Origin of the sequence: Streptomyces sp. NPDC051921 (assembly GCF_040680975.1) — a bacterium.
Classification (GTDB): Bacteria; Actinomycetota; Actinomycetes; order Streptomycetales; family Streptomycetaceae; genus Streptomyces.
Map to the genome: position 1 here is coordinate 14,375 of NZ_JBFAXU010000015.1, position 18,895 is coordinate 33,269.

The window sequence follows — 18,895 nt, forward strand, 5'->3', positions numbered from 1 at the left end:
CGTCCGATCACAGGTCCCTCCGATCACAGGCGATGCGATCGCAGGCCCTGCGACCACGGGCCGCCCGAGGGAAAGGCCGTCACACCGCAGGTCCGTGAGGGCCCGTCAGGGCCCCTCAGGCGTCAGAACAGGCCGTCCTCACGGCGGTGGATCTGCTCCACCAGCTCCGCCGCCATCGCCTTGATCGTCTCCAGGCCGGCGCGACCCCAGGGCCGCACGTCCGTGTCGACGACGCAGATCGTGCCGAGGGCCACCCCGGTGCGGTCGATCAGCGGGGCGCCCATGTACGAGCGGATGCCGATCTCGTCCACGACCGGGTTGCCCGCGAAGCGCGGGTAGTCGCAGACGTCCTCCAGCACGAGGGCCTTGCGGCGCACCACCACGTGCGGGCAGTAGCCGTGGTCGCGGGCCATGAAGCGGCCGACGCCGCCACCGGCGGCGTTCGCCCCGAGGTCGGTGCCCGAGTGGCTGCCGGCCGGGGTGTGCAGGCCCGCGAAGAACTGCCGGTTCTCGTCGATGAAGTTGACCATCGAGAACGGGGCACCGGTCACGTCCGCGAGCCGGTGGGCGAACTCGTCGAAGGCCGGGTCGGGCTGCTCGCCGAGGCCCAGTTCGCGCAGGCGGCGCACCCGGGCGGGCGCCTCATGGTCGACGGGGGTGAGCAGCAGATGACCGGTCGGGTCGTAGGTCATGTCGTGGCTCCGTAGGTCGGCACGGCGGCCGGGATGTTGGTGAGCAGATGCTGGACGAGGGTCAGCAGGGTGCGGATGCCCGAGCTGGAGATCCGGGCGTCGCAGAGCACGACCGGCACCGTCGGCTTGAGGTCCAGGGCCGCCCGCACCTCGTCCGGGTCGTAGTGGAAGGCGCCGTCGAACTCGTTCACCGCCACCACGAAGTTGATGCCTCGCCGCTCGAAGAAGTCGACGGCGGAGAAGCACTCCTGGAGGCGGCGGGTGTCGGCCAGGACGACCGCGCCGAGGGCGCCCTCGGAGAGTTCGTCCCACATGAACCAGAAGCGCTCCTGGCCCGGGGTGCCGAACAGGTACAGCACGTTGCGGTCGTCGAGGGTGATGCGCCCGAAGTCCATCGCGACCGTGGTCGTGGTCTTGGACTCCACGCCCTCCAGGCTGTCGGTGGCCGCGCTGACGGAGGTGAGCAGCTCTTCGGTGCTCAGCGGTTCGATCTCGCTGACCGCGCCCACGAAGGTGGTCTTGCCCACGCCGAACCCCCCGGCCACCAGGATCTTCAGCGCGGTGGGGAAGGGGTCGGTCGCGAAGCTGTCGTGACCACGGTCGTGGCGCTCAGAGCCGTTGTCGTAGGCCATCGAGCACTGCCTCCAGCAAGGAACGGTCGGTTGGGTTGGCGTGGAAACGGGGCGCTCGGGCGGTGAGCGCCCCGCAGTCCACGAGGTCGGAGAGCAGGACCTTGGTGACGACGGCCGGGAGCCGTAAGTGCGCCGCGATCTCCGCCACCGAGGTGGGGCCGTCGCACAGCCCGAGAGCCAGGCTGTGCTCGGGACCCATGTGCGCCTGCGGGGCCGAGCCGGTCGCCATCACCATCGAGAGCAGGTCGAGCGCGGCAGTGGGCTTGGTCCGACCGCCACTCACGGTGTACGGACGGATCAGCCGGCCTGCCGCGTCGTCGAGCCAGGGCCCTTCGTGGTGAGCGCCCATGGTCACTGGACCGCACTGCCCGCCGCGCCGGCGGCCTGTCTGGCCGGGGTGACCAGGTACGGCCGCACGCTCTTGACGAGCATGGCCATCTCGTAGCCGAGGACGGCGGCGTCCGCCTCGCGGCCGGCGAGGACCGCGAGGCAGGTGCCGGAGCCGGCGGTGGAGACGAACAGCAGGGTGGAGTCCAGTTCGACCACGACCTGGCGGACCTCGCCGCCGTCGCCGAAGCGCGCGCCGGCGCTGCGGCCGAGCGAGTACAGGCCGGACGCCAGCGCGGCCATGTGGTCGGCCGCGTCGGGGTCGAGGCCGTGGACGGACTTCACGAGGCCGTCGGAGGAGAGCAGTACGGCGTTACGGGTGTACGGGACACGCTGGACCAGGCCGCTCAGCAGCCAGTCGAGATCCGAGGAATGGCCGTGCGGCACATTGCTCGCCATGGTGATCTACTCCTTGTGCGCGTCGCCGGGACGCAGCGATTCACGGGGGGCGGGCTGGGATTCTGCGAGACCGATGCCGCGCTGGAAGGCGGCCATCAGCCCCGGGTCGTGCAGGGCGTGCTCCTCGGGCTTGCGGGCCACCGGCTCGTCACGCAACTGCGGGACGAGGTGTTCCTGGGCGCGCCGCTTGGGGAGGTCGGGCCTGCCCGGCACTCCGGGGCGCGAGGCCGGGGGGACCTCGGCGGCCGGAGCGAAGTGAGCGGTGCCGGGCCGTACGGGCTCGGCGGGGGCGGGCTGGTGCGGGACACCGGGCAGACCGGATGCACCGGGCAGACCCGGTGCGCCGGGGCCGCCCGCGGGGGCTCCCGCGCCGGGCAGGCCGGGCGGGGTGGAGCCGGCGGGGACGCCCGGCAGGCCGGGCAGGGCGGCACCGGCGGGGGCACCGGCCGCGCCGGGCGCGGTGCCGTTGTGGGCCACGGGTCGCGGTACTGCGGGGGCAGCCGGGGCGACGGGGGCCGACGGAGCCGGAATGTGTGCCTGCGGGTACGGCTGGGTGTGCGTCGGTGCCTGCGCCGCTACCGGGGTGGGCGCGGGCGCGACGGGAGCCGACGGCATCGGGGCCGGGGCCGGCGGGGCGGCCGTGACCTGGGGCGGCGTCGGCGCGGCGGGCTGGGGGGCCACCGGGGCGTGGGCCGGGGCCTGGACCTCTGCCGTGGCCTGCGGCTGCCCCGGGGTCCGCGCCTCAGTGCGGGCCAGCCCCTCGGGGTCGGCGCCGAGCAGGCCCTGCGGCAGCACGAGCACGGCCTGGACTCCGCCGTAGATGTTCGACTGGAGACGTACGGCGATGCCGTGGCGCCGGGCGAGGGCGGAGACGACGAAGAGTCCGATGCGGCCGTCCTGGAGCAGGTGCGCGACGTTGACCTGGTCGGGGTCGGCCAGCAGCGCGTTCATCTTGTTCTGCTCGCCGACCGGCATGCCGAGTCCGCGGTCCTCGACCTCGATGGCCAGACCCGCCGTGACGTACTGGGCGCGCAGCAGCACGGTGGTGTGCGGCGCGGAGAACAGCGTGGCGTTCTCGACCAGTTCGGCGAGGAGGTGGATGACGTCGGCCACGGCGTGGCCGCGCAGCGTTCCGTCGATCGGCGGGACCAGCTTCACCCGCGGGTACTGCTCGACCTCGGCGATGGAGGAGCGCAGCACCTCCGTCATGGTGACCGGATTCGACCACTGGCGACGGGAGATGGCGCCGCCGAGGACGGCGAGGTTCTCGGCGTGCCGGCGGATGCGGGTGGCGAGGTGGTCGACGTGGAAGAGGCCCTTGAGCAGCTCGGGGTCCTCGACCTCGTTCTCCAGCTCGTCGAGGAGCTGGATCTCGCGGTGGACGAGGGACTGGAGCCGGCGGGCGAGGTTGACGAAGACCTCGACCTTCTGTTCGTTCCCGACGCTGCTGGAGAGCTGCGAGGCGGCCACGACGGCGGCCACGGCGGCCTCGTGAGACTGCGTCAGCTCTCGTGACAGCAGGTCGAACTCGTCGCCCGAGGGGGAGCCGGCGGGGGCGGCGGGACGGGGCTGCGGGGACTCGCCCCTGCGCAACTGTTCGACGACCTCGCGCAGTTCGCTCTGGTCGCGGGCGCTGCTGCGGCGCAGCGCGTTGGCGCGGTCGAGAACCGCCTTGGCCGCCCGGTCGGCGCCGAGGGCGGCGGCGGTCACCGAGGCGACCGTGAGCGCCGCGGCGCCGGTGAGCGCGGCCCACAGGCCGGGAGTCACGTGGGCGCCGGTGGAGCGGATCGTGAACAGCACGGCGGCGGCGCCGCCCAGCGCCACGGCAATGGCCGGAAGGACGGAGGTACGCAGGAGTTGGGGGCGTATGCGGGCCTCGTTCGGGAGGGGCGCGGGGGACTGAGCGGGGCCGGCGCCGGTCGTGCCGACGGCGGTGCGGGCGCCTGACCGGCCGTGCCGCCCGCCCTCGCGGCGGTCGGACCGCGCGGCGGGTGCGCGAAGTTGAGACATGAGTGTCCTTGGTACGTGCCCAGGAATCGGCGTACTACGGGGGTGCACTACGGGGGGTGTGCTACGGGGGTTTCCTACGTGGGTGAGATGAGCCTACCGATGATCACCAAGCACCCACTGTAGTCGTCAACCGTTCATGTGCGGTGCGCAGTTGGCAAACTTACCCGTAGACCGCCTCGGTCTGGTATCACCCCTCACGCGACAGGCCGAGAACACTTGGCCGAAACTCGCCGTACGGGCGGAGCGGAACGGGAACGGAGCGCGGCGGATGCCGACGCGGGCCGCCGCTCCGTTGCCGGAACCACCCCTGACCGGAATCCCGTCGCGGGCGTGCGGGCCGGGCGGCGCGGAGACACTCGGGCGCCGGCCGCCCGGCGTCTCCACGTCGCTGTCGGCACGGACCGGACCGGTCCGGATTCGCGTTCGCGTGGGTGCGCGCGTCGCCGTGGGACCGCGCGCGTCTCCGAGAGCGGTGGGGGCGGCGTCAGCGACCGCCGGCGGGAGCCGGTTCGCCGCTGCGGTCCTCGGGCGCCGTGCGCGGGGGCAGGGAGCGGCGCCAGTGGCGTGCGATCGGGTGGGAGACCTCGGACCACCAGGGCTCGGCCGGTACGGCGCCCGCGGGCTCGAAGGGCTGGCCGGGGCGCGGCAGGGCCACGTCCTGGCCGGCCTCCTCGGCGGCGTCCTTCGTCCAGGCGCCGGGCTCGGCCCACGGGTGCGGGGCCAGGTTGAAGGTGCCCCAGTGGATCGGCAGCAGCACGCCGTGCGGACGGCCGCCCTGGAGGTCGAGATGCGCGCGCAGGCCCTCGGCGGGCGTCATGTGGATGTCGGGCCAGTACTCGGAGTAGGCGCCGATCTGGATCATGGTGGCGTCGAAGGGGCCGTGGGCGGCGCCGATCTCCTTGAAGCCGGAGAAGTAGCCGGTGTCGCCGCTGTGGTAGATCCGGTGCTCGGGGCCTTCGACCACCCAGGAGGCCCACAGGGTGTGCTGCTGGTTGCGCAGCCCTCGGCCGCAGAAGTGGCGGGCGGGTGTCGCGGTGAGCCGCAGGTCGCCGAGCTCGGTGGACTCGGTCCAGTCGAGCTCGCGGATCCGGGAGGCGGACACGCCCCAGTGCTCCAAGTGGGCGCCGACGCCGAGCGGGACGGCGAAGAGGGTCCCGGTGCCGGCGAGCGCCTTGATCGTCGGCAGGTCGAGGTGGTCGTAGTGGTCGTGGGAGATCACGACGACGTCGACCGGACCGAGGGTCGTGAGGGGTGCGGGGACCGGATGGAGCCGCTTGGGACCGACGAAGGCGAAGGGCGAGCAGCGGTCGCCCCACACGGGGTCGAAGAGCACCCGCCGGCCGTCGATCTCGGCGAGGACGCTGGAGTGCCCCATCCAGGTGAGGCGGAGCCCGGTGGCCGGAGTACGGGCCAGGTCGGCGACGGTGGTCGGGTGGACCGGGATCGTGCCGAGGGGGGCCCGGCGCGCCCGAGCCTCCTTCTCGAAGTAGATCTTCGCGAACTCGACGGTGGAACCGGACGGCCGGTGCCGGGCCTGCTCGGGGTTCTGGAAGACCCCGTCGGCGAAATTCGGGGAGCGGCGGATGCGCTCCATGCGCTCCCCCGCCGGGTCGGCGCCGAAGGCCGCGGGGCGCAGCGCGCGCAGCCGTGCCCGCAGCGTGTGGTCGGAGCCAGTGCCGGTCACAGGACCTCCTGAAGTCGACGGTCCCTTCATTATGGGCGGCCCGGCGACCGGACGGCCGGTGACGTCCTCCCGGGGCCCTCTTTGCGACAGCACGCACATGCCATGCGCTGGGGAGCGGTCGGGCCGTGGCGAGAGCGCGGTCGAGCGCGCCCGAGCGGCGGGAGGCCCTGCTGCGGGCGGCCGTGCCCCAGCGACAGGAGGCCCGCTGCGGGCGGCCGTGGGCCAGATCGGGGCGCGGGGGTGTCGGGGCGCTGCGGATCTCCGACGCGGCGGCCGAGCCCGGGGTGGGCACCGCCCTGGTCCCGTACCCCTTCGCCACCAAGGAACAGCTGGTCACGGCCGCCTTCGCACGAGTCCGCCGAGCAGCACCCGGCCCGGCTGCGCAGGCTCCCGGGCCGCCGGACCACGGCCGTACGGCGGCGGCCCGGCTGCGCGCCCTCCTGGGCCGCCGGACCCGGCCGTACGGCGGTCCGCGCGGCAGGTGGGCAGCCGGTACGCCCGGCCGGCCAGGCCGAGGGCCGGCTGCTGCGGACGAGAGCTGGGCGGCGGCGCCCGGGAAACGGCGCTGCGCGAGCTCTCCGGCTCGCTGGACCGCGCCCGGAAAGAGGCGCTGACCTCGGCGATCTCCGAGGGCGCGGCGGCCGGCGCGTTCCCCCTGCGCCGACCCGGCCGCCGCTGCCCGGCGGCTCACCGCGTCCCTGGCCGGCCCGGCCGTCCGGACGACCCCGCATCCCAGCGCCCTCCCCCGCGCCACCGCCGGAGCGGGCGGAGGCGGCCCCATCCCGTGAGCTCAGTGCCCTCGGCGGCCCGGCCCGTGAGCCCGGGCCGCCCTCCGCGGCCCGGCGTCGCTCACGACGGCCCCGGCGTCGCCCACCGCGCCGCCCCGCCGCCCATCGCCCCCGCGCCACCACGTCGGAGCGGGCGGACGCGGCCCCGGCCCCGTGAGCCCAGGCCCCCCCGCGGCCCGGCGTCACCCGCGACGGCCCGGATGTCCCCGGGCGGCCCCGGCGGCCCCCACCGTCCCCGCGGCTCCCGGCGGCGCGCCGGGCGCGCCTCAGAGCAGCTCGTAGACCGCCACCACCGTCACGTGCTCCTCGATCTCCCCCGGGGCGAGCGGCAGGTCCCCGCCCCCGTCCGCGGGCGCGCTCGGGGCGGTCCCGGGCGCCGGGCGGACGCTCTCGCCCTCGGTGAGCGAGATCAGGCGTCCGAGCTTGCGGCCGCTGAGCTCGGCGTACTGGGTGGCCTTGTCCTGCGCGTTGTGGTGGGCGGCCGTGCGGGCCCTGGCGCGCAGCGAGGTCGGATCGGACACGTCGAAGGTGACGCCGTTGATGCGGCCCGCGTCGCCCGTGGCGTCGCTGACGGCGCCGACGACCTGCCCCGCCCTGTCGATGTCGCGGACCTTCGCGGAGAAGCTCTGCCCGGCCTGGTAGCCGGTCACCTTGCTCTCCCCCTCCCGGGTCTGCGTGTAGACCGGAGAGAGGGACAGGCTCTCGGTGCGGATGTCACGGTCCTCGATGCCCTGCGCGTCCAGCGCGTCCAGGAGCGCCTGGGCCGCGGTCTTCTGCGCGGTCATCGCCTCCTTCGCGGTCTTGCGGGTCGCCTCGACGCCGACCGAGAGCACGGCCAGGTCGGGCGCGGCGGACGCGCTGCCGCTCCCGGTCACCGTGACGGTGGCCTGCGTGTCCTGCCGTACGGCGGCGGGCCGCGCCTCGGGGCCGGGGTCGGCGGCCACGGCGGGCGCGGCGGCGCCGAGCAGCAGACCGCCGAGCGCGGCGCCGGCGGCGAGGGCGCGCAGGCGGCCGGGGCGCGGCTGGCCGGACCGCCGTCCGGCCTGGCGCACGAGCCGGCTCTCGCGGTGGTCCTCAGGGTGGTGACGGGGCGTCATGGGCGTTCCCTTCAGGGGTGGGGCCGGTGCTCCGGCGGGCACATCCCACCAGGCCCGCCCCGCCGTACCCCCTCGCCACTCCTGGGCGGGCCGGTCCTTCACCTCTCCGTACCAGGCCGTCAGCAGTTCAGGGCGAGCGGCGGGCGCCAGACGTGACCGTCGCCGGGGGTGCCCGGGGTGGGGGTGTAGCCCAGCGGCACGAGGTGGGTGGGCGCCGCGGCCTCGTTGCGGGTGCCGAGCCAGAGGTCGATGATCTGCCAGGGCTGCCCGTCGAGGACGGTGACGGTCCTGGGCTGGCCTCCGCAGCTGTTGGCGTTGAAGACGCGGCGCCCGGACGCGGGGGCGCTCCAGCCGACGTTGCCGGGCGCGGTCCAGCCGGAGTAGAGGGACGGCGCGGTGGCGTAGCCGATCGGGGTGCCGGAGCAGTAGCCGCAGGCGGGGTCGGCGTAGGTGAGGACGTACCTCCGCAGCACCGGGTCCCAGTAGCCGCCCGGCCCCTCGACGTTCCTGAGCCCGGCGACCTTGCGCACGCCGACGCCGTGCCCGCCGCTCCCCCAGCCGTCGAGCTCCTCGATGTTGAGCTGGACGGCGCCGGGCAGGGTGCAGACGAGGGCGGGCCCGCCGCCGGGAGTGCCGGAGGCGATGAAGCCGAAGTCTCCGTTGCCGGTGCAGAAGGAGAGGCCGGGTTTGCGGTACGAGCCGTTCGGTTGCGCCCCGGGCCCGCAGGGTCCGGCGGCGGAGGCGCAGCCCATGACGTTGTAGGCGTTCGACCCGTCGATCGAGTAGTGCCGGGGGCTGTTGAACCAGAGGAGGAAGACCCCGTCGTCGCGGCCCCAGCCGGTGCGGCGGATCATGCGCGGGTTGAAGCAGCCCTGTGCGGTGCCACCGCACGTGTCCTGCCAGGAGTTGTCGGTCCACGGGTCGACGGTGGTGGGGTCGAAGAGCGGCTTGGGGGTGCTCCACGGCCCCTGCGGCGCGGGGGCCGTGGAGACCCCGAACCCGCACCAGGGGGTGGGCGCCATGTACCACTCGAAGCCGCAGCCGTACATCGAGCCGTACATGTAGTAGGTGTCGCCGAACTTGACCACGTGGCCGTCGTGGAGGTCGAGCCCCGAGATGGTGAACGAGGCCGGGAGGGCGGACCGCCCGGTCGCCTCGCCGGTCGGTGGGGTGTCCCCGCCCGTGGGGGCGTCGGCGCCGGCGGCCGGGAGGGCCACGAGGAGCGTGGCCACGGCGAGCAGAAGCGCGGTGAGAGTGCGACGCATGAGCACGAGTGATGATTATCAGACAAGTCATCAGATACCTGAACGGACACGCACGGGAGGCGCCGCACCCGGCGCTCCCCCGCCCGGTGCCGGGCCCGGGCCCGGCACCGGCGTTGTCGGTCGCGCTTGGTAGAACTGCGGACATCAGCCGGTCGACGTCGTCCGGTGTCACGTCCGGGTGTCTGGAGCATTCATGACCATTGGGGTTCACCTGCAGGAGTTCCACGGCCTGCCCGTGTTCGAGTTCCCGGCGCCCGGTGCGGCGGCCGAGCTGCCCGACGCCGCCGCCGTGGCCTGGCGGCTGTCCGCCCCGACGTATGCCGACCCCGAGGACGAGCAGTGGCAGCCGCTCTTCGAGCGCTTCCTCGCGACCGTGGACACCGCGCGGGTGCGGGCCGTGGTCGTGGGCGGCTGGGACGAGCCGTACGAGACCTCGTCGGCCGGCATCGTCACCGCGCTGATGGGCGCCAACGACCGGCTCACCGGACTGGAGGCGGTGTTCCTCGGCGACATGACCTTCGAGGACTGCGAGATCTCGTGGATCGTCCAGTCCGACGTGACCCCGCTGCTCGCCGCCTATCCCGGGCTGCACACGCTCGCCGTCCGCGGCGCCACCGGTCTGGAGTTCCCGCCCGTCCGGCACGAGGGGCTGCGCCGCCTGGTGCTGCAGACCGGCGGGCTGCCCGGCCGCCTGGTACGGAACGTCGCCGCGTGCCCCCTGCCCGCCCTGGAGTACCTGGAGCTGTGGCTCGGCCGGGACGAGTACGGCAACGACAGCACGCCGGACGACCTGGAGCCGATCCTGGCCGGCATCCGGCTGCCCGCGCTGCGGCATCTGGGGCTGCGCAACAGCGACCACCAGGACGACGTGGCGGCCGCCGTCGCGAACGCGCCCGTGGTCCGGCGCCTGGCCGAACTCGACCTGTCCATGGGCGTGCTCACCGACAAGGGCGTCGAGGCGCTGCTGGCCGGGCAGCCGCTCACCCATCTGAAGCGGCTCGACCTGTCGCACCACTACCTCTCCGAGGAGACGGGTGACAGGGTCGTGAAGGCGCTCGCGCCGCACGGGGTCGACGTGGACGTCAGCGACCGGCAGGTCCCGGACGAGTACGACGGCACGCTCTACCGCTACACCGCGGTCGGCGAATGAGCCCCGTCGCGAGCCTCCACACGGCCGTCGTCGGCAATCCCGGCTCCCGCCGGGTCCGCCTCTTCCAGGACGCCGTGCGCGCCGGCGGCCTGCCCGGAGCACGCGTCGTGCCCTGGCTCGACGTGCTGCAGGGCCGGGCCGAGTTCCGGGCCGGGGAGACCGTCCGGGTCGACACGCCCGGCGAGGACGAGTCGGTCGACCGACTGCTGCGCGGCGCGGACGACCCGGCCCGCGTGGAGGGCTCGCGGCGCTGGTACGAGCGGTTCACCGGCGCCCTTTCGGGACTCGCCGCCCGGGTGGGCGAGGCCGGAGCGGCCCTGGTGGACGACCCGGCCGAGACGGCCGTCCTCTTCGACAAGCGGCTGACCCACGGGCGGCTGCGGGCCGCCGGGGTTCCGGTGCCGGACTCGCCCACCTCGGGCCCGTCGGCGCCGGCCGTCCGCGGCTGGGCGGACGTGCGGACGCTGATGGCCGGGACCGGGCTGCGCAGGGTGTTCGTGAAGCTCGCGCACGGCTCGTCGGCCTCGGGCGTCCTGGCGGTGGAGACGGCCGGCGGCGGCCGGGTGCAGGCCACCACCTCGGTGGAACGCACGACGGACGGCCGCCTGTTCAACTCTCTGCGGGTGCGGCGCTACCGCACCGAGGGCGAGGTCGCCGCCCTGGTGGACGCCCTCGCACCCGACGGCCTGCACATCGAGCGCTGGCTGCCGAAGGCCTCGGTCGGCGGACACGCCGCCGACCTGCGGGTGGTGGTGGTCGACGGAAGGGCCACCCACGCCGTCGTCCGCACCAGCCGCTCCCCCATGACCAATCTCCATCTCGGCGGGGCCCGGGGCGATCTTGACGCCGTGCGGGCCGCGATCACCGCGACGGGCGGGCGGTTCACCGACGCGCTCGCGGTGTGCGAGCGGGCCGCCGCGGCCTTCCCCGGCACCCGCTGCGTGGGGGTCGACCTGCTGCCCGCGACCGGCTGGCGCCGTTTCTCGGTCGGCGAGGTCAACGCCTTCGGCGACCTGCTGCCCGGGCTCACCGGCCTGCCGGGCGGCGGCGCCGAGGGCCTGGACACCTACGCGGCCCAGGTCGCCGCCCTCCTCCGTACGCGCACCACAGGAACGAGCACGTCGTGAACCCCCCGATCCCAGCCGTCCCGGACCTCCCGGACTCGCCGGACCTCCCGGACTCCCCGGACCTCGCGCCCGCGCCGGCCGCACAGGCCGCGCCACAGGCCGCGCCGGCCGCACAGGCCGCACAGGCCGCACAGGCCGCACGGGCCGCACAGGCCGCACCCGTGGTCCCGGCCGCACCCGACATGAACGAGATCGTCGGCAGCCACGACCTGCTCCTCGTCACCCTCGACACCTTGCGGTACGACGTGGCGGCCGAGCTCGCCGCCGCGGGCCGCATCCCGCACCTGGCCCGGCACCTGCCCGGCGGGGTATGGGAGCGCCGGCACGCGCCCGGCAGCTTCACGTACGCCTCCCACCAGGCCATCTTCGCCGGTTTCCTGCCCACCCCGGCGACGCCCGGCCCGCACCCGAGGCTCTTCGCCGCCTCGTTCGCGGGCAGTGAGACCACCGCGACCGGCACGTTCGTCTACCAGACCCCCGACCTGGTCTCGGCGCTCGCGCACGAGGGGTACCGGACGGTGTGCGTCGGCGGCGTCGGCTTCTTCAACCGGCAGCCGCCGCTCGGAACGGTGCTGCCCGGTCTGTTCCAGGAGAGCCACTGGGAGCCCTCGTTCGGGGTGGCGTCGCCGACCTCCTTCGAGTCCCAGGTGGCCCGCGCCGAGGAGGTGGTCGCCGGGCTCCCCCGCGCGCGCCGGCTCTTCCTCTTCGTCAACGTCTCGGCCCTGCACCAGCCCAACTGGTTCCACCAGCCGGGCGCGAGCCGCGAGGCGGGCGACACCAGGGCCACCCACGCCGCCGCCCTGGAGTACGTCGACCGGCACATCGGGCGCCTCTTCGCCGCGATGAGCAGCCGTCGCGCCTGCTTCGCGATCGTCTGCTCCGATCACGGCACCGCGTACGGGGACGACGGTTTCACCGGCCACCGGCTCGGCCACGAGGTGGTGTGGACGGTGCCCTACGCACAGTTCGTCCTGCCGGGCCCGGACGCGTCGGACGCCCGGAGCGCGCCCGACGCCCGGAGCGCCGGGGAGGCGGCCGCGTGACCACGTCGCCGCTCGTGACCGACGCCCCGCGCCCGTACCGGAGTTACGTCTACGCCTATCCGCACAAGACCGCGTACCGCCCGCTGCCCGAGCGCCCGTCCCTCGCCGCCCTGTGGGCGGACGAGCCGAAGGACGCCCTGTCGCTCTACGCGCACATACCGTTCTGCGAGGTCCGCTGCGGCTTCTGCAACCTCTTCACCCGGATCGGCGCGCCGGACGAGCTGACCACCCGCTACCTCGACGCGCTCGACCGGCAGGCGGTCGCCGTGCGGGAGGCGCTGGGCGACGCCGCGCCGGTCCGGTTCGCGACGGCGGCGTTCGGCGGCGGCACGCCCACCTTCCTCACCGCGGGCGAGCTGGAGCGGCTCTGCGACATCGCCGAGCGGCGCATGGGGGCCGACCTGCGGGCGGTGCCGCTGTCCGTGGAGACCTCGCCCGCGACCGCGACGGCCGACCGGCTCGCGGTCCTCGCCGAGCGGGGCGCGACCCGGCTGAGCATCGGGGTGCAGTCCTTCGTCGAGGCGGAGGCCAGGGCGGCGGTGCGGCCGCAGCGCCGGGCCGACGTCGAGGCCGCTCTCGGCCGGATCCGCGAGACCGGAGTCCCGGTCCTCAACATCGACCTGATCTACGGCATCGACGGCCAGACCGAGGAGTCCTGGCGCCGCTCGCTCGACGCGGCCCTGGCCTGGCGCCCCGAGGAGCTGTACCTCTACCCGCTGTACGTCCGCCCGCTCACCGGCCTCGGCCGGCAGGCCGCCACCTCCGGAGCGACCGCCGACCGGGAGTGGGACGAGCAGCGTCTGCGGCTCTACCGGTACGGCCGTGACCACCTCCTCGCGCAGGGGTACGCGCAGGTGTCGATGCGCATGTTCCGCCGGGCGGACGCGCCGCCGCTGGGTCCCGACGACCACGCCTGCCAGACGGACGGCATGATCGGCCTGGGCTGCGGGGCCCGCTCGTACACCGCGGAGCTGCACTACTCCTTCGACTACGCGGTCGGGATGCCGGAGATCCGGGGGATCATCGACGCCTACACCCGGGCCGGGGACTTCTCCCGGGCCGAGGTGGGCCGCCGGGTCGACGTCGGCGAGGCCCGCCGCCGGCATCTCCTGCAGTCGCTGCTCCAGGCGGAGGGCATGCCGCTCGCCGACTACGCGGCCCGCTTCGGCGGCTCGCCGTTCGCGCACTTCGGCGACGAGCTCGCCCGCTTCGAGAGCTGGGGCTGGCTGGACACCGGCGCCCCGGCCGGTCTGCTCCGGCTGTCCCCGGAGGGCCTGGCGCACTCGGACGGGCTCGGCCCGGAGCTGTTCTCGCCGGCGGTGAGCGCGGCGATGGCCGCGTACGAGGCGAAGTAGGCGGGCCCGGCATGGATCTGACCCTCCTGTACCGGGGGCCGCTCGCCTCCTGCGACTACGCCTGTCCCTACTGTCCGTTCGCCAAGCGCCGCGACAGCCCGGAGCGGCTGCGGGCCGACCGGGCGGCCCTGGAGCGCTTCACGGGATGGGCGGCCGGGCAGACGGGTGACCGGCTGCGGATCCTGTTCACCCCGTGGGGCGAGGGCCTGGTGCGGTCCTGGTACCGGCGGGCGATGGCCGAGCTGTCCCGGCTGCCGCACGTGGAGCGGGTGGCGATCCAGACGAACCTGAGCTGCCGTACGAGCTGGCTGGACGGGGCCGACCTCGACACGCTGGCGCTGTGGTGCACGTACCACCCGGGCGAGACGCCGTACGAGCGTTTTCTCGGCAAGTGCCGTGAGCTCGCCGCCCGTGGCGTCCGCTTCAGCGTCGGGATCGTCGGCCTGCCCGAGCACCTGGAGCACGCGCGGCGGCTGCGCGAGGCCCTGCCGGACCACGTCTACCTGTGGGTGAACGCGGCCGAGGGCCACACCTACACGGATCCGGAGGCCGCCCGGTGGACGGCCCTGGACCCGCTCTTCCCGTACAGCCGGCACCCGCACCCCTCGGCGGGCCTGCCGTGCCGCACGGGCGAGTCGGTGATCTCGGTGGACGGCGACGGGACGGTGCGCCGCTGCCACTTCGTGAGGGCCGAGCTGGGCAATCTGTACGACGGCTCGTACCGCGCCGCGCTGCGCCCCCGCGCCTGCCCGCTCGCCGTCTGCGACTGTCACATCGGTTATGTCCACCTGGAGACGCTGCCGCTGTACGACGTGTTCGCCGGCGGCGTCCTGGAGCGGGTCCCGGCGGGCCGGTCCTGGGCCCTGCCCTAGGACGGGCTCCGGGGCCCGTCCGGACCTGATCCGCCGGGCAGGCCCCGGAACGCTAGAGCGGCATGAGGTCGGGGCGCTTGGCCTCGACGTGGTCGCCGGAGCTCTCGCCCCGCAGCCGGCGCCCGATCCACGGGACCAGGTACTCCTTGGCCCAGTGGATGTCGTCCTTGCGGACCTCCAGGGTCCCCCGCACCGGCAGCGGCGGCCACGGCTGCTCCGGGTCGGCCGGCACGGTCATGCCGAGGACCTGGGCGGCGCGCAGCGCGACCCGGGTGTGCCCCTCGGGCGAGAGGTGGAGCCGGTCGTCGTCCCAGGCGCGCCGGTCCTGGACGGACCTCAGCGACCACAGGTCGAGCACCGGGCAGCCGTACCGGTCGGCGACGGCCCGCACGTGTCCGTTGTAGGTCGCGATCTTGCCCCGCAGGTGCTTCAGCAGGGTCACGTCGCGGGTGTCGAAGCCGGTGGTCACCATCACGGTGCCGACGGCGGAGGTGAGGTCGGCCACGGCACGTTCGAAGCGCTCGGCCACGTCGTCGGGGTCGGTACCGGGGCGGATGATGTCGTTGCCGCCCGCGCAGAAGGTCACCAGGTCGGGGGCGAGTTCCTTGGCCCGCGGGACCTGCTCCGCGACGATCTGGTCCAGAAGGCGCCCCCGTACGGCGAGATTGGCGTACCGGAAGTCGTCGTGCTCCGGCAGCTGGTCGGCGAGCAGGACCGCGAACCGGTCCGCCCAGCCGACGTACGCCCCGTCGGGCCCGGGATCTCCGACGCCCTCGGTGAAGCTGTCACCGATCGCCGCGTACGACCCGAATGCGTTCTTGTCTGTTGATCTCGAATCGTCTGCCACGGGAGCACATCTTTCCCCGCGCGGTGTGACCTACGCGACCGTAAGGAGGGGTTGACGCAGGGTGACATATGCCACCGATAAAGATTCTGCCAAGCCGGAATACGCCGGAGGCCCGGCACGGGGTGCCGGGCCTGCGGTGGCGCGCCGACCGTACGCCGACGCGGTGCTGACGCTACGTCAGATGCTGACGCCGTGCTGGCGCAGGGCCGCCAGCGGGTCGATGTCGGAGCCGTAGTCCGGACCGGTGCGGATCTCGAAGTGCAGGTGCGGGCCGGTGACGTTGCCGGTCGCGCCGGACAGGCCGATCTCCTGGCCGCCGGTGACGGTCTGCCCCGCGGAGACGGAGATCGAGGAGAGGTGCGCGTACTGCGAGAAGGTGCCGTCGGCGTGCTGGATGACGACCTGGTTGCCGTAGGCGCCGCCGTCGCCGGCGGAGTAGACGGTGCCGGGGCCGACCGCGTGGACGGTGGTGCCGGTGGAGGCGATGAAGTCGACGCCGGTGTGGTAGCCGGAGGACCACATCGCGCCCGAGGCGCGGTAGGGGGTGGAGATGCCGCCGCCGAGGGGGGCGACCCAGCCGGAGGCGGAGGTCGTGCCGGCCGAGGAGGACGACGGGGCGGAGGAGCTCGCGGTAGAGGCCGGGGCCGAGGAGCGCTCGCTGCCGCGCGAGGCGCGGGTCGAGGCGTCGCCGGAACCCTTCTGGGTGCGCTCGGCGGCGGCCTTCTTGTGGTGCGCGGCCTTGGCGGGGTTCTTGGCGCCGAGGGTGAGCTTCATGCCCGGCAGGATCAGCGACGGGTTGCCGCCGACGACCTGGCGGTTGTCGCGGTAGAGCTTCTGCCAGCCGCCGGCCAGGTGGTGCTCGGTGGCGATCTTGGACAGGTAGTCGCCGCGGACGACGGTGTACGTCTTCGGGGCGGCCGGGGTCTTGGCGGGGGTCACGGCGGCGGGCGCGACGGCGGCGACGGCCTGCTGCGGGGTGACGGTCGGGGCGGCCTTCTCGGCGGCGTGCGCGCCGGTCGCGCCGATGAGCGGGAGGGCGACGACGGCGCCTCCGGTACCGGCTGCCACGAACCCGCGGGTGATCGGGTTGGCCTTGGGACGGCGGTGCTTACCCTTCGCGGGCATGGCGAATTCCTCTCCGTCGCCTGCGAGGTGAGCTGTCGGGTTCGGACTGGAGATGTCCGGCCGCTGGTCGCGCGGCTTCACCCCGAGCCGTCCTTCTCCGAGGGATCGGCGTACTACCTGGGTCCCCCGCTCCTGCCATGTACGGGTGGGTGCGGATTCCGGTCGGCGGCAGGATTAGGCGGTCCGTCCGGATTGAGCGCGACGCTAGACGAGCGAGGTCGGCACGAACAAGCCACTGATTTCCCGCCACTACGGATTCCGGGAAATCCAGCGGGAATTCCCGTCACCCTCCGTCGATGACGGCCCCTCGATTTCCCTTTCCAGAAGGGAATTTGGGAAAGACGATCAGGCACGGTCCGTCACGCGTATGACGCTGCTCACGCCCGGCTTCCTATCTGACAAGGAACCAGGGCGCGTTACCCCTAAACCCTCAATTCGGACAGAAACCCCATTCCATCCCGAGGGGGTGCGTGCGGGGCCTCTCATCTGGATGATTGCCCCAGGAACCGATCTCGACAGCAGGAGCAACCGTGACGCAAGCGATGACCGAGCCCGAGCTCACCGGCGTACGCAACTTCCGCGACCTGGGCGGGCTGCCGACCGTGGACGGCCGGTCCGTGCGCCCCGGACGCCTCTTCCGCAGCGGCCACCTGGCCCACGCCACCGCCGAGGACGCCGCCTTCCTCGCCACCCTGGGCCTGCACACGGTCTTCGACTTCCGCAACGACGCCGACCGGCGCTTCGAAGGGGAGGACGTGAGCCTCCCGGGCGTGCGGAACGTGAACATACCCCTGAGCGACCCGGCCGACGGCAAGGAGTTCTGGGAGATGGTGCGCCAGGGCGACCTGGCGCAGCTGCGCGACCTCCTGGCCGACGGCAAGGCCGCCGCCCGTATGTCCGGTTCCTACCGGAAGATGATGGTCGAGCGCACGGCGGAGCACAGCCGCATCCTGCACGCGATGGCCGAGGACAGCGTCCCCGCCCTGATGCACTGCGCCGCCGGCAAGGACCGGGCCGGCCTGTCCGTCGCGGTCTCGCTGCTGGCCGTCGGCGTCGAGCGCGAGGCCGTCGAGGCCGACTACCTGAAGTCGAACGCCCCGCACCGCCGCTACAAGGTGCAGCGCAGCTCCACCGCCCCGGACGGCATGGCACCCGAGGTGATGGAGCTGCTGAGCCCGCTCTTCGACGCGCGGGTGGAGTACCTGCGGGCCGCCTTCGCGACGATCGACGAGACGTGGGGGTCGGTGGACGCCTACCTCACCCAGGGCCTCGCACTCTCCCCGGAGACCCGGGAGCGGCTCCGCGAGCGCCTGCTCTCGGAGTCCTAGCCCCGGCGGCCGGGAAGGCTGGGGAGGTCCGGGCCGGTCCGGGAAGGCCCGGGCCGGTCCGGGAGGTCCGGGAGGTCCGGGCCGGTCCGGGAAGGTCCGGGCCGGTCCAGGAAGGCCACGGCGATCCGGGCGATCCCGGCGGCCCTCGGCGGGCCCGGGCTGTCCGGGCAGGCCCGGAGGCCCCGGGCGGCCCGGCGGCCCCGGCTACTGGTTCTGCCCGCCGAGCATGAAGAGCAGGTAGAGGAAGCCGGCGAAGAGGTGCCCCGCGATCAGGTACGCGAAGAGGCGGAGCACCAGCCCCTTGGGGAACTTGCCGCCGCCGCGCTCCTCGCCGGTGACCGGTACGGACTTCTCGGACATAGCACTACCTTTCGGGTTGTCAGCGCCGGTGCGGGGTGCCGTCGCCGAGACACAGCTCGGCGACGGGGCTCTGCAGCAGGGTGTGGACGAAGAGCAGCTCGGCCCCGGCTCGGGTGGCGGCGCCGATCCGGTGCGGGGTGAGCGAGTCGAAGTGCGCGCTGTCGCCCGGGTCGAGGACGTGCACGGCCTCACCGAGCGCGAGCCGTACACGGCCCTCGATGACGTGGATCCACTCCTCGCCGGGGTGGACCCGCACGATGTCCGCGCTGGTGGCGTAGGGCACGTGCACGCGCAGGCACTGCATCGCGCGCCCGGCGCCGCCGACCTGGCGGTAGATCCAGCCGTCGGCCTCGACCGGCTCGGAGCGGCCGGCCCGGACGACCGGGTCGCGCTCGGGCGGCACCTCGCCGAGGAGCTCGGACACCGTCGTACCGTAGATACGGGCGAGGGCGAGCAGCATCGGCAGCGAAGGCTGCCGGTTCCCGGTCTCCAGCCGGGAGAGGTGGGCCGGGGAGAGCCCGGCCCGCTGCGCGGCGGCCTCCAGGGTGAGTCCCCTGCGGCGGCGCAGCGCCCGCAGCTGCGGGGCGACGTCCGGCGGTACGTCGAGCTCGCTGCGAGCGGCGCGGGCGGCGGTTTCCGGGGCGGGTCCCCCGGGGACGTGGTCCATGCGTCCATTGCGCCAGGATCATGCCTCTGAGGCAACTTTCTTGCCTCAGAGGCAAGACCCGTGGGGC

18 protein-coding genes and 1 riboswitch are annotated in these 18,895 nt (G+C 74.0%); of the genes, 6 read left to right on the top strand and 12 right to left on the bottom strand.

Annotated elements, in window-relative coordinates; translation table 11 throughout:
- Window positions 1-122 precede the first annotated feature (122 nt).
- The 8 genes from AB0M16_RS20570 to AB0M16_RS20605 form a co-directional block, all read right to left on the bottom strand.
- Window positions 123-692 carry a GAF domain-containing protein gene (locus AB0M16_RS20570; protein WP_365344825.1) on the bottom strand — a complete coding sequence of 190 codons (570 nt, stop codon included), beginning with the start codon at window positions 690-692 and terminating at the stop codon, window positions 123-125.
- Window positions 689-1,324 (bottom strand): ATP/GTP-binding protein, encoded by a 636-nt coding sequence (locus AB0M16_RS20575; protein ID WP_365344827.1) that lies wholly within the window; start codon window positions 1,322-1,324, stop codon window positions 689-691. Before AB0M16_RS20575 ends, AB0M16_RS20570 begins: the two co-directional genes overlap by 4 nt.
- Complete coding sequence (locus tag AB0M16_RS20580) at window positions 1,302-1,673, bottom strand: DUF742 domain-containing protein (protein ID WP_365344829.1); 372 nt, start codon at window positions 1,671-1,673, stop codon at window positions 1,302-1,304. Before AB0M16_RS20580 ends, AB0M16_RS20575 begins: the two co-directional genes overlap by 23 nt.
- 2 nt (window positions 1,674-1,675) lie before the next feature.
- Window positions 1,676-2,110 (bottom strand): roadblock/LC7 domain-containing protein, encoded by a 435-nt coding sequence (locus AB0M16_RS20585; protein ID WP_365344831.1) that lies wholly within the window; start codon window positions 2,108-2,110, stop codon window positions 1,676-1,678.
- A gap of 6 nt (window positions 2,111-2,116) precedes the next feature.
- On the bottom strand, window positions 2,117-4,120 hold the full coding sequence (locus tag AB0M16_RS20590) for an ATP-binding protein (RefSeq protein WP_365344833.1): 2,004 nt from the start codon (window positions 4,118-4,120) through the stop codon (window positions 2,117-2,119).
- A 484-nt stretch (window positions 4,121-4,604) separates the two neighbouring features.
- Window positions 4,605-5,804 (bottom strand): MBL fold metallo-hydrolase, encoded by a 1,200-nt coding sequence (locus tag AB0M16_RS20595; RefSeq protein WP_365344835.1) that lies wholly within the window; start codon window positions 5,802-5,804, stop codon window positions 4,605-4,607.
- Between the two features lie 1,054 nt (window positions 5,805-6,858).
- Complete coding sequence (locus tag AB0M16_RS20600; protein WP_365344837.1) at window positions 6,859-7,689, bottom strand: SIMPL domain-containing protein; 831 nt, start codon at window positions 7,687-7,689, stop codon at window positions 6,859-6,861.
- 119 nt (window positions 7,690-7,808) lie between these two features.
- Window positions 7,809-8,954 carry a hypothetical protein gene (locus tag AB0M16_RS20605; protein ID WP_365344839.1) on the bottom strand — a complete coding sequence of 382 codons (1,146 nt, stop codon included), beginning with the start codon at window positions 8,952-8,954 and terminating at the stop codon, window positions 7,809-7,811.
- Between the two features lie 193 nt (window positions 8,955-9,147).
- On the opposite strand from AB0M16_RS20605, the gene AB0M16_RS20610 reads away from it, so the two are divergent.
- From AB0M16_RS20610 to AB0M16_RS20630, 5 genes are all read left to right on the top strand, one after another.
- Window positions 9,148-10,104, top strand: coding sequence for an STM4015 family protein (locus tag AB0M16_RS20610; RefSeq protein WP_365344841.1), 957 nt, complete (start codon window positions 9,148-9,150; stop codon window positions 10,102-10,104).
- Window positions 10,101-11,231, top strand: coding sequence for an STM4014 family protein (locus AB0M16_RS20615; protein ID WP_365344843.1), 1,131 nt, complete (start codon window positions 10,101-10,103; stop codon window positions 11,229-11,231). The genes AB0M16_RS20610 and AB0M16_RS20615 overlap by 4 nt, the downstream gene beginning before the upstream one ends.
- 182 nt (window positions 11,232-11,413) lie before the next feature.
- A complete protein-coding gene (locus AB0M16_RS20620; RefSeq protein WP_365345139.1) occupies window positions 11,414-12,274 on the top strand; it encodes an STM4013/SEN3800 family hydrolase in 861 nt (286 codons plus the stop codon).
- Complete coding sequence (locus AB0M16_RS20625) at window positions 12,271-13,629, top strand: STM4012 family radical SAM protein (protein ID WP_365344845.1); 1,359 nt, start codon at window positions 12,271-12,273, stop codon at window positions 13,627-13,629. The genes AB0M16_RS20620 and AB0M16_RS20625 overlap by 4 nt, the downstream gene beginning before the upstream one ends.
- A gap of 11 nt (window positions 13,630-13,640) precedes the next feature.
- Window positions 13,641-14,501, top strand: coding sequence for an STM4011 family radical SAM protein (locus AB0M16_RS20630; protein ID WP_365344847.1), 861 nt, complete (start codon window positions 13,641-13,643; stop codon window positions 14,499-14,501).
- 52 nt (window positions 14,502-14,553) lie between these two features.
- On the opposite strand, the gene AB0M16_RS20635 is transcribed toward AB0M16_RS20630, so the two are convergent.
- On the bottom strand, window positions 14,554-15,348 hold the full coding sequence (locus AB0M16_RS20635) for an SGNH/GDSL hydrolase family protein (protein WP_365344849.1): 795 nt from the start codon (window positions 15,346-15,348) through the stop codon (window positions 14,554-14,556).
- Between the two features lie 177 nt (window positions 15,349-15,525).
- Entirely contained in the window at window positions 15,526-16,473 is a 948-nt protein-coding gene (locus AB0M16_RS20640; RefSeq protein WP_365344851.1) for a LysM peptidoglycan-binding domain-containing M23 family metallopeptidase, read from the bottom strand.
- Between the two features lie 4 nt (window positions 16,474-16,477).
- Window positions 16,478-16,631: riboswitch (cyclic di-AMP (ydaO/yuaA leader) on the bottom strand.
- Between the two features lie 372 nt (window positions 16,632-17,003).
- On the opposite strand from AB0M16_RS20640, the gene AB0M16_RS20645 reads away from it, so the two are divergent.
- Entirely contained in the window at window positions 17,004-17,801 is a 798-nt protein-coding gene (locus AB0M16_RS20645; protein WP_365344853.1) for a tyrosine-protein phosphatase, read from the top strand.
- A gap of 204 nt (window positions 17,802-18,005) precedes the next feature.
- On the opposite strand, the gene AB0M16_RS20650 is transcribed toward AB0M16_RS20645, so the two are convergent.
- Window positions 18,006-18,161 (bottom strand): DUF6126 family protein, encoded by a 156-nt coding sequence (locus AB0M16_RS20650; protein WP_356729994.1) that lies wholly within the window; start codon window positions 18,159-18,161, stop codon window positions 18,006-18,008.
- Between the two features lie 19 nt (window positions 18,162-18,180).
- Entirely contained in the window at window positions 18,181-18,828 is a 648-nt protein-coding gene (locus tag AB0M16_RS20655; RefSeq protein WP_365344856.1) for a helix-turn-helix domain-containing protein, read from the bottom strand.
- Window positions 18,829-18,895: the final 67 nt, after the last annotated feature.